Annotated in this window: 9 protein-coding genes and 2 pseudogenes; 3 read left to right on the top strand and 8 right to left on the bottom strand. The window is 71.0% G+C overall.

Annotated elements, in window-relative coordinates:
- Window positions 1-957: allantoicase (alc, locus tag K8V84_RS21175; protein ID WP_304077755.1), on the top strand; the 957-nt coding region annotated here is incomplete at its 5' end.
- 134 nt (window positions 958-1,091) lie between these two features.
- Here the strand turns inward: alc and K8V84_RS21170 are convergent.
- Window positions 1,092-1,712, bottom strand: a complete 621-nt coding sequence (locus K8V84_RS21170; protein WP_304077753.1) for a hypothetical protein — start codon at window positions 1,710-1,712, stop codon at window positions 1,092-1,094.
- 44 nt (window positions 1,713-1,756) lie between these two features.
- Here K8V84_RS21170 and K8V84_RS21165 point away from each other — a divergent pair.
- Window positions 1,757-1,930, top strand: a pseudogene (locus tag K8V84_RS21165) (TetR family transcriptional regulator); the annotation flags it as partial.
- A gap of 180 nt (window positions 1,931-2,110) precedes the next feature.
- On the opposite strand, the gene allB reads toward K8V84_RS21165, so the two are convergent.
- Both allB and K8V84_RS21155 read right to left on the bottom strand, forming a co-directional pair.
- Window positions 2,111-3,460, bottom strand: a complete 1,350-nt coding sequence (gene allB / locus K8V84_RS21160; protein ID WP_304077751.1) for an allantoinase AllB — start codon at window positions 3,458-3,460, stop codon at window positions 2,111-2,113.
- 3 nt (window positions 3,461-3,463) lie between these two features.
- Window positions 3,464-4,741, bottom strand: coding sequence for an aldolase (locus K8V84_RS21155; RefSeq protein WP_304077748.1), 1,278 nt, complete (start codon window positions 4,739-4,741; stop codon window positions 3,464-3,466).
- A gap of 244 nt (window positions 4,742-4,985) precedes the next feature.
- On the opposite strand from K8V84_RS21155, the gene K8V84_RS21150 reads away from it, so the two are divergent.
- Window positions 4,986-5,768: an IclR family transcriptional regulator gene (locus K8V84_RS21150; RefSeq protein WP_304077746.1), complete on the top strand. Its 783-nt coding sequence runs from the start codon at window positions 4,986-4,988 to the stop codon at window positions 5,766-5,768.
- 63 nt (window positions 5,769-5,831) lie between these two features.
- Here K8V84_RS21150 and era read toward each other — a convergent pair whose 3' ends face one another.
- The 5 genes and pseudogenes from era to K8V84_RS25900 all read right to left on the bottom strand — a co-directional run.
- A complete protein-coding gene (era, locus tag K8V84_RS21145; RefSeq protein WP_304077744.1) occupies window positions 5,832-6,800 on the bottom strand; it encodes a GTPase Era in 969 nt (322 codons plus the stop codon).
- Window positions 6,801-6,809: 9 nt separating this feature from the next.
- Window positions 6,810-7,154 (bottom strand): cytidine deaminase, encoded by a 345-nt coding sequence (locus tag K8V84_RS21140; RefSeq protein WP_304077743.1) that lies wholly within the window; start codon window positions 7,152-7,154, stop codon window positions 6,810-6,812.
- Window positions 7,151-8,542 carry a hemolysin family protein gene (locus K8V84_RS21135; protein ID WP_304077740.1) on the bottom strand — a complete coding sequence of 464 codons (1,392 nt, stop codon included), beginning with the start codon at window positions 8,540-8,542 and terminating at the stop codon, window positions 7,151-7,153. Before K8V84_RS21135 ends, K8V84_RS21140 begins: the two co-directional genes overlap by 4 nt.
- Complete coding sequence (ybeY, locus tag K8V84_RS21130) at window positions 8,539-9,036, bottom strand: rRNA maturation RNase YbeY (RefSeq protein WP_304077739.1); 498 nt, start codon at window positions 9,034-9,036, stop codon at window positions 8,539-8,541. The genes K8V84_RS21135 and ybeY overlap by 4 nt, the downstream gene beginning before the upstream one ends.
- A 137-nt stretch (window positions 9,037-9,173) precedes the next feature.
- Window positions 9,174-9,351, bottom strand: a pseudogene (locus tag K8V84_RS25900) (PhoH family protein); the annotation flags it as partial.

The following is a 9,351-nucleotide window of genomic DNA, read 5'->3' as shown; positions in this document are numbered from 1 at the left end:
CAGCGCGAGAACCTCCTCAAACCCGAACCCGCCGTGTTCGACCCCCACGCCTTCGGGCACAAGGGCAAGGTCATGGACGGTTGGGAGACCCGGCGACGCCGCGGTGTCAGCGCCGAGCGGCCCCACCCCACCGCCGAGGACCACGACTGGGCGCTCGTCCGCCTGGCCCTGCCCGGCGTCATCCGCGCCCTGAACGTCGACACCGCGCACTTCCGAGGCAACCACCCCACCGAGATCAGCGTGGAGGCCGCCCAGGTGGAGGGCACCCCCACCACCGAGGAGCTGCTGGCCGCCGACTGGACCGAACTGGTGCCCCGCACCCCCGTGTACGGGCACGCCGCCAACGGTTTCGAGGTCGCCTCGACCCGCCGCTGGACCCACCTGCGCCTCAAGCAGTTCCCCGACGGTGGCGTGGCCCGGCTGCGCGTGTACGGCGAACCCGTCGCCGACCCCGCCTGGCTGGCCGCGCAGGGCTCCTTCGACGTGGCGGCGCTGCTCAACGGCGGCACCGTCGAGGACGCCTCGGACCGGTTCTACTCACCGCCGGAGAACATCATCGCCCCGGGCCGTTCGCACAAGATGGACGACGGTTGGGAGAACCGGCGCCGCCGCGACACCGGCAACGACTGGGTGCGCTTCCGGCTGACCGCCCAGGCCACCGTGCGCGCCCTGGAGGTGGACACGGCCTACCTCAAGGGCAACGCGGCCGGGTGGATCACCATCAAGGGCCGTGACGCCCGCGGCACCGACCCGGACTCCTGGTTCGAGATCGTCGGCCGGACCCGCCTGGAGCCCGACAGCCCGCACCGCTTCGTCCTGGACGCCCCGGTGACCGTGACCCACGTGCACGTCGACGCCTTCCCCGACGGCGGCATGGCCCGCCTGCACGTCTTCGGTTCCCTCACCGACCTGGGCACCGCGGACCTCAAGGCCCGCTGGGAGTCCGCGCAGGGGTAGACCCCGAACAGGGGTGATCCTCGACGCGGTGACGGAAGGCGAAGGGCCGGGTGCCGGAGAAACGGCGCCGGCCCTTCGCCGCGCCCGGACTCGGCTCGGCTGACGGGCGGCCGTGGGTGGTTCGTCGAACTCCGTCAGACCGCTCCGGCCGACACCACCGCGCGGGCGAGGGCCCGTGCCGGCACCATCCGCAGGAGCGCGTTGCGCACCGTCTGGCGTGGGCCGCCGCCCAGGTGGTGGACGTCGTGCCGCATCAGATCGGCCGGGTCGGTGCGCTCGATGAGGTCGACCACCTTCGGTGTCCAACGGGCGAACCGGGCGCGGGCCGTGGCGTGCTCGTCATCCACGACCGCTCTTTTCGGGGCACGCACGTACCCGTACCGGTACAGCTCGGTGTCGCTCACCCGCATGACCCCGAACTCCACGCTCCGTGTCGCCCCGCCCACCGCATCGCGCCAGGTCACGGTGGCGGGAGCACCACCGGTGGCCCCCGGGCTCACGTGGGCGTCCCGGGCGTCCTTGACGATCTCCACGCCGTGGCCACGGGCGATCTTCTCCAGCGCCCCGTGCAGTCGCCGTCGGTGAAGGCCCTGGACGGTCACGGCCCGGCGCACCTCCTCCGGTTCGTCCGGAATGCGCAGCAGCGGACGTCCCCGGGGGTCCCGGCATCCCGTGGCGAGGGTCTCGTGCCCGGTGGCACGAAGGAGGTCGTCGTCGAACCCCAGGGTCCGCAGGGCCGCGGTGCCGTTGCGCACCAGGCCGACCCAGGCACCGACGCCGTGCCCTCGCCGACGCCGCGATCGGACTACTGGCCGAGGAGGGCGCACACGGGCTGACCCACCGGACGGTGGAGACACGGGCCGGGGTGCCCGCCGGAGCCGCCACCAACCACTTCCGGAACCGAGAGGCACTGCTGGTCGCCGTAGCCGAACGTGTGCTGGAACTGCATTTCGCGGACATGGCCGCCGCCACGGACGGGATGGCCGGACCGGCCGGTGGTTTCGACAAGGCGTACGTGCGGGGCCTGGTGTCGACCATGGTCCACGGCGCCCTGAACTCGGACGAACCGAAGACTCCCTGAACGAACGAACCCGACATGTGGACCCTCCGCGGGCCCACATGTCGGGTTCGTCCGGAAACACCAGGGAGAAGACTAGCCTCGGGTGATCATTCGCCCGTCCACGCTGTCCGCGGTGACCTCGGTGCCGCGCAGCAGCGTACGGCGCACCCGGCCCCTGAGTTCGGCGCCGTCGTAGGCGCTGACCGGGTTGCGGTGGGCCAGGTCGCCCACGGACACCCGGAAGGACTCCTCCGGGGCGAACACGGCCAGGTCGGCCTGGCAGCCCGCCTCGATGGCGCCCTTGCCCTGAACCCCGGCGACCCTGGAGGGCCCCTCCGACATCCAACGCACGACCTCGGCCAGGGGGACCCCGCGGCGGGCGGCCTCGGTCCACATCGCCGACAGACCCACCTGGAGCCCCGCCACGCCGCCCCAGGCGGTACCGAAGTCGCCGGTGTCCAGCTCCTTCAGCTCCGGCGTGCTGGGCGAGTGGTCGCTGACCACACAGTCGATCAGCCCGTCCTGGAGGGCCCGCCAGAGCAGGTCGCGGTTGGCCGAGTCCCGGATCGGCGGGCAGCACTTGTAGCTGGTGTCCCCCGCCGGGATCTCCTCGGCCGCCAGGGTCAGGTAGTGCGGGCAGCTCTCCACGGTGAGCGGCACTCCCTCCCTCTTGGCCCGGGCGATCAGGGGCAGCGCGGAGGCGCTGGACAGGTGCAGCACGTGCGCCCGCACCCCGGTACGGCGGGCGGTGTCGATGACCCGGGCGATCGCCGCGTGCTCGGCCTCGTCGGGACGCGAGGCCAGGAAGTCCGCGTACTCGCGTCCGGAGGCGGCGGGCGCGGAGTCCAGCACCGTGGGGTCCTCGGCGTGCACGATCAACCGGCCGCCGAAGGCCTGGATGGCGGCGGCCGCCGTGTCCAGGTGTTCGGGGTCCAGGTGCCCGAACTCCTCCACACCCGAGGGCGACAGGAACGACTTGAACCCGAACACCCCCTCCGCCCACAGGTCGGCGAGGACTCCTGTGGTGTCGGGTCCGGTGTTCTCGGGAACGGCACCGCCCCAGAACCCGACGTCGACGGCGAGTTCGCCCTCCGCCGCCGCCTTCTTCGCCTTGAGGCCGGCGGTGGTGGTCGTGGGCGGCACGCTGTTGAGCGGCATGTCCACGATGGTGGTCACCCCGCCCAGGGCGGCGGCGCGGGTCGCGCTGGCGAAACCCTCCCACTCGGTACGCCCGGGCTCGTTGACGTGCACGTGGCTGTCGACCAGCCCGGGCATCAGGACCTCGTCGTCGGCCAGACGCAGCTCGCGGCGGGCGGTGACGGCGTGGCCGATCCCGGGGAGGACGTCGGCGATGCGCCCGTCGTCCACGACCACGGTGACGGGGCGCTCCCCTTCGGGGGTGAGGGCGCGCTCGGCCCGCACCACGAGTTCGTGTTCGCTCATCTTCTACTCCTGCCCGACCCTGCGGGTGGCCAGGGCCTCGATGCCCGCGGCGTCGGTACCGCAGGCGTCGACGACCTCGGTCTCCTCCAGCGCACCGCACCGCAGGCCACGGGCCAGGACGGAGGCCAGCGCCTGGGCGGTGGCCGGTTCGTCCACGACGTTACCGGCGGCGTGGCCGAGGTAGGCCTGCAAGCGCGTCGCGGCAGGGGCGAAGGCCTCGCGGTAGAACGCGTAGGTGGCCAGGTAGCGGATGGGCAGCTGGTTGGGGTGCAGGTCCCAGCCCTGGTAGAAGCCGCGCTCCAGGGAGCGCCGCACCAGCCCGGCGTGCAGGCGCCAGGCGGAGTGGACCTCCTCGGGGGTGCCGGCGGGCATGATGTTGCTGCCGCCGTCGGAGAGCCACACCCCGGTGCCGGCGGCGGCCACCTGCATCACGGACTTGGCGTGGTCGGCCACGGGGTGGGCCAGACTCTGGTGCGCTGCGGTGATCCCGCAGGCCGCGCTGTAGTCGTAGGTGCCATAGTGCAGGGCGGTGACCCGGCCCTGACCGGCCTGGATCATCCGGGAGACCGCGACGGTGCCGTCGGGCAGCAGGATCGATTGGGGGGTCTCGATCTGTAGTTCGAAGCGGATCCGCCCCTGCGCCAGGCCGAGGGTCCTCTCCAGTCGTTCGCTCAGCCAGACCATGGCCTCGACCTGCTCCACCGAGGTGATCTTGGGCAGGGTGAGCACGAGGTTGTCGGGCAGGGAGCCGTGCTCCTCCAGGAGGGTGCCCAGGAACATGCCCAGAGTGCGCACCCCCCGGTGCCGACCCGCGGCCTCCATGCCCTTCATGCGGATGCCGAAGTAGGGCGTGGCCTCCCCCTTCGCCAGGTCCGACGCGAAGGCGCGGGCCACCTTGAGCACGTCCCGGTCCTCGGCCTCGTCACCGGGGCTGCCGTAACCGTCCTCGAAGTCGGCGCGCAGGTCCTCGATGGGTTCACGGGCGAGTTTGCCGCGAACCAGGGGCAGGGCGTCGGCGACGGCGTCCTCGCCGACACCGGTGGCCGCGGCCAGGTCCGCGACCTTGGGGGCGAACTCGTCGAGCGCGGCCAGGGCCTTGGCGCCCCAGTCGGCGGCCAGACCGGCCCCGACCTTGTCGGCGGGGACGTAGACACTGTGGATCGGCTGGCGACCGCCCTGGTCGCCCGGGTACTCACGGTCCAGGCGGGCGTCGGCCTCGGCGAGCCGGGTGTCGAGTTCGGTGGCCAGGCCGCTCAGGCCGGGTGGGGTGTCACTCGCCACGTGGGGTGTCCTCCTCCGTCTGCGTCACCGGCCTCCACTCGAAGACCGGCCAAGTTTTCTACATGCGGATACTAACTTTTGCTATTCGGAAGAACAAGGGCCCTCCGGTGAGGAAAACCCATCGCGGAGAGCTTCCTCGCTTGACCGAGAGCGAAAGACGCCTTTCGTATTGCAGAATGAAGGCGTGACCGTAGCGGCCCTCAGCATGGGAGCACGACCCTTGTCAGCCTCACAGACCCCCCCTATGGACCAACCCCGCCCCGCCGCGGAGACGGCCCGTCGCCCCGGTGGCGTACAGTCCCTCGACCGTGCCTTCTCCCTGTTGGAGATCATGGCCGAGGCGGGTGGCGAGGCCTCACTGAGTCAACTCGCCGACTCTTCCGGACTGCCCCTGCCCACCATCCATCGCATCATCCGCACGCTGGTCGGCAACGGCTACGTCCGCCAACTCCCCTCCCGTCGATACGCCCTGGGCCCGCGTCTGATCGGGCTCGGCGACAAGGCCGCCCAGATGCTCGGCACCTGGGCCCGGCCGCACCTCGCCCAGCTGGTCGAGGACCTCGGCGAGACCGCCAACCTCGCCATGCTCGACGGCGACAAGGTGATCTACGTGGCGCAGGTCCCCTCACCGCACGCGATGCGCATGTTCACCGAGGTGGGCCGCCGTGTCCTGCCGCACTCGGCGGGTGTGGGCAAGGCCCTGCTGTCCCAGCTGAGCGACCAGGAGGCGCTGGCCACCGTACGCCGCACCGGCATGCCGGCCGCCACCGAGCGCACCATCACCGACCCGGACGCCTTCCTGACCGAACTCCACCGCATCAGGGAGGCCGGCTACGCCATCGACGACGGCGAACAGGAGATCGGTGTGCGCTGCGTGGCCGTCCCCGTCAAGGACGCCCCCTCGGGCATGGCCGTCTCCATCTCCGGTCCCGAAGCCCGCGTGAGCTGGAAATTCGTCGACCGGGCCGCGCCCATCGTGCAGAGCGCCGCCACCCTCCTGGCCACCGACCTCAACAACCAGTCCTGAGGCATCCATGACGAGGGGCCCTGACCGCTTCCGGTCAGGGCCCCTCGTCATGTTCACGGCCGACTACGTCTGTTGGTCGAAACCCAGTTTGCGCAGCTGCTTGGGGTCACGCTGCCAGTCCTTGGCCACGCGCACCCGCAGGTCCAGGAAGACCCGCCGCCCCAGCAGGCCCTCGATCTGCTTGCGGGCCCGAGAGCCCACGTCCCGCAGCCGCGAACCCTTGGAGCCGATCACGATCGCCTTCTGGCTGGAGCGCTCCACGTACAAGGACGCGTAGATGTCCACCAGTTCCTTGCCCGGCTTGGTGTTCTCGCGTTCGAACATCTCGTCCACGACCACCGCGATGGAGTGCGGCAGCTCGTCGCGCACACCCTCCAGGGCGGCCTCGCGCACCAGCTCGGCCACGAGCATCTCGTCGGGCTCGTCGGTGAGGTCGCCGTCGGGGTACAGCGGCGGCCCCTCCGGCAGGTGCGAGCACAGCACCTCGGCGGCGGTCTCCAGCTGGAAACCACTCCGCCCCGACACCGGCACGATGTCGGCCCAATCGCCCAACTCGTTCACGGCCATCAGGTGCTCGCCGAGCGCGTTCTTGTCGACCAGATCGGCCTTGGTCACCATCGCCACCACGGGGGTGTTGCGCTGGGCGGCCAGTTCCTTGGCGATGTAGGTGTCGCCACGGCCGATCGGTTCATTGGCCGGCAGGCAGAACACGATCACGTCCACCTCGACCAGCGTGGACCGCACCAGGGAGTCCAGACGTTCCCCCAACAGGGTGCGGGGTTTGTGCAGACCGGGCGTGTCCACGATGATCAACTGCGCGTCGGGCCGGTGCACGATCCCGCGCACCGTCCGCCTCGTGGTCTGGGGACGGTTGCTGGTGATCGCCACCTTCTGTCCGACCAGCGCGTTCATCAGGGTGGACTTGCCGACGTTCGGTCGGCCCACGAAGCAGGCGAAGCCGCTGCGGAAACCCTCCGGGTAGGAGGGCAACTCCAGCGGAACGCGGAGCTTCTCGAGGTCGAGATCGTTCATGGGTCCTTCTCAGCGCCGGGTGATGCTCGCGGGCACCCCGTCGGGGGCCGCGATCACCACCACCTGGGTCTTCAGGTCGTCCGCTACCGCGCGGTCGTCCTCGGTCAGCTCCTTGGCCTCGGTGACGACCACCGCGGCCTCCAGGGCGGAGGCCTCGCCGGAGACCGCCGCGGCCACCGCGGCCTGGAGCGCGGACAGGCGCAACGAGCTCAACGACACCGTCGTGGCCACGTACGTGCGGCCGGTCTCATCGCGCACCGCGGCGCCCTCGGCCGTCGCGTTGCGTGCCCGGGAGGCGCGCGCGAGCGTGATGAGCTTGGTGTCCTCGGGGTCGAGCCCCGTCGTGTCCGTCACTGGTCCGTGCTCCTTACGTTCTCTTCCTTGCCCGCCTCGGGGTCGGAGCCCTCCTCCGGCAGCCGTTCCACCAGAACGGTCGTCATCCGGTTGCGGCGGCTGCTCTTGCCCTCCAGCGTGAGCCTGAGTCCAGCGTATTCGGCCTGGGCGCCTCCGGCGGGGACCCGACCCAGCACGAACGCGACGAGTCCGCCCACGGTCTCCACGTCCGACACGTCGAGGTCGAGTTCGGGGAAGAGTTCGGCCAGCTCGCCCAGCGGAAGACGGGCGGTCACCCGGACGCGGGAGTCGTCCAGGCGCTCCACCGGCGCAATCTCGTGGTCGTACTCGTCGGTGATCTCCCCGACGATCTCCTCCACGATGTCCTCGATGGTGACCAGCCCGGCGGTCCCGCCGTACTCGTCGATGGCCACGGCCACGTGGTTGCGCTGCTTTTGCATCTCGCGCAGCAACTCGTCGATCGGCTTGGTGTCGGGGACGTAGGTGGCCTGGCGCATCACGTCGCCCGCGGTCAGCGGTACGTCCTCGGCGCCGCCGGCGGTCGCCGCCCAACGGTCGCGCAACCGCTCCACCAGGTCCTTGAGGTAGACGATGCCGACGACGTCGTCCTCGTCCTCACCCGTGACCGGGATACGCGAATAGCCACTGCCCAGCGCGAGGGTGAGCACGGCGTCGGCGTCGGCCTCGCGCGCGGTGAAGACGATGTCGGGCCGGGGCACCATCACCTCGCGCACGGAGGTGTCGTCGAGCTTGAACACGGAGTGGATCATCTGCCGTTCCTCGGCGTCGATCACCTCACCCCGTTCGGCCAGGTCCACCAGCTGCCGCAGTTCGGTCTCGGTGCTGAAGGGGCCCTCCCGGTCGCCCTTGCCGCGCGGGGTGAGCGCCCGGCCCGCCCCCACCAGCAGTCGGGCCAGGGGGCCCAGCACGATCTGCACCGGGTGGATGACCGCGGCACTGAACTGGGCGACGGGCCCGGCGAACTGACGGCCGAGGATGCGCGGGGTGACGGCGATAAGGACGCACTCCATCACGATCATCACGACGGCGGTCAGAACGATCGCGGGCCAGCCGATTCCCAGCAGGAACACCATGCCGATCCCGGCGGCCAGGACGGCGCACACCTCACAGACCACACGCAGGAACAGCAGCATGTTGAGGTGCGCGGTGGGGTCCGCGGCCACCCGCTCCCATGCTGGGCTCGCCTTGACGGCCCGCTCGCCGTAGGTCGCCTCCAGGCCGACCGACACCACCCGGGTGACGGCGACCTCGGCGGCCACGAGGAGTCCGGCCAACGCGATCAGCACCAGCGCGACGACCAGGGCCAGCGCCCATTCCCAGGGCTCCCCGGTGCTCACCGGCGCCAGGTCGGGCCAAATCGCGCTCATCGGGCGGTCTCGTCCCCTTCGAGCTCTTCCTTTCGTGCGGCCTCTCGCTCACGCCAGGAGGCCAGGATCTCGCCCTGGAGCCCGAACATCTCCTTGTGCTCGTCGGGCTCGGCGTGGTCGTATCCGAGCAGGTGCAAGATGCCGTGGGTGCACAGCAGGTCGATCTCGGCCTCGGTGCCGTGCCCGGCCTCCTCGCCCTGACGTTCGGCGACCTGCGGGCAGATGATCACGTCACCGAGCACGCCGGGATCGCTGGTGCGGCCGGGACCGCCGGGACGCAGCTCGTCCATGGGGAACGAGAGCACGTCCGTGGGCCCGGGCTCGTCCATCCAGCGCACGTGCAGGTCGGTCATCGGTCCTTCGTCCACCAGCACGACGGAGAGCTCGGCCAGCGGGTGAACGCGCATGGCGTCGAGCACGTGCCGGGCGAGGCGGGAGAGTCTCTCCTCGTCCATGCCGGAGACGCCGGACTCGTTGGCGACGTCGATACTCATCGGATGCAGGTGCCTCACTTGATCGGTGGTGGTCGGCGGGCGGCCCGCCGGGCGTTCTCGCGACAACGCCGTATCCGACAGCGGTGGGCCCGCGCGTTCGGCGGGCCCACCGGCCGGTGTCAGATACGTACTCTTCCTCAGTCTGCCCGCTCCGGGCCGCCCCCGGAGACGTCCTCTTCTCGGGTGTCGCCCACGGGTCGGCGCCCGCGCCGCGGCCGCGCCCCACCGGTCTCACCGCCGTGCCTGCTCTGAGCGGCGTCGTAGCGGCCGTAGGCGTCGACGATCTGCCCCACGAGCTTGTGCCTGACGACGTCC

Origin of the sequence: Nocardiopsis listeri, assembly GCF_020741345.1 — a bacterium.
Taxonomy (GTDB): domain Bacteria; phylum Actinomycetota; class Actinomycetes; order Streptosporangiales; family Streptosporangiaceae; genus Nocardiopsis; species Nocardiopsis listeri_A.
Note: the sequence above shows the minus strand (reverse complement) of the source record. Positions and strands in the feature narration are given on the sequence as shown.

Excerpts from the sequence above, each read along its gene's own strand:
- allB (WP_304077751.1), bottom strand. The coding sequence starts at position 3,460 with ATGAGCGAACACGAACTCGTGGTGCGGGCCGAGCGCGCCCTCACCCCC.
- era (WP_304077744.1), bottom strand. The coding sequence starts at position 6,800 with ATGAACGATCTCGACCTCGAGAAGCTCCGCGTTCCGCTGGAGTTGCCC.
- K8V84_RS21150 (WP_304077746.1), top strand. The coding sequence starts at position 4,986 with ATGGACCAACCCCGCCCCGCCGCGGAGACGGCCCGTCGCCCCGGTGGC.
- K8V84_RS21135 (WP_304077740.1), bottom strand. The coding sequence starts at position 8,542 with ATGAGCGCGATTTGGCCCGACCTGGCGCCGGTGAGCACCGGGGAGCCC.
- ybeY (WP_304077739.1), bottom strand. The coding sequence starts at position 9,036 with ATGAGTATCGACGTCGCCAACGAGTCCGGCGTCTCCGGCATGGACGAG.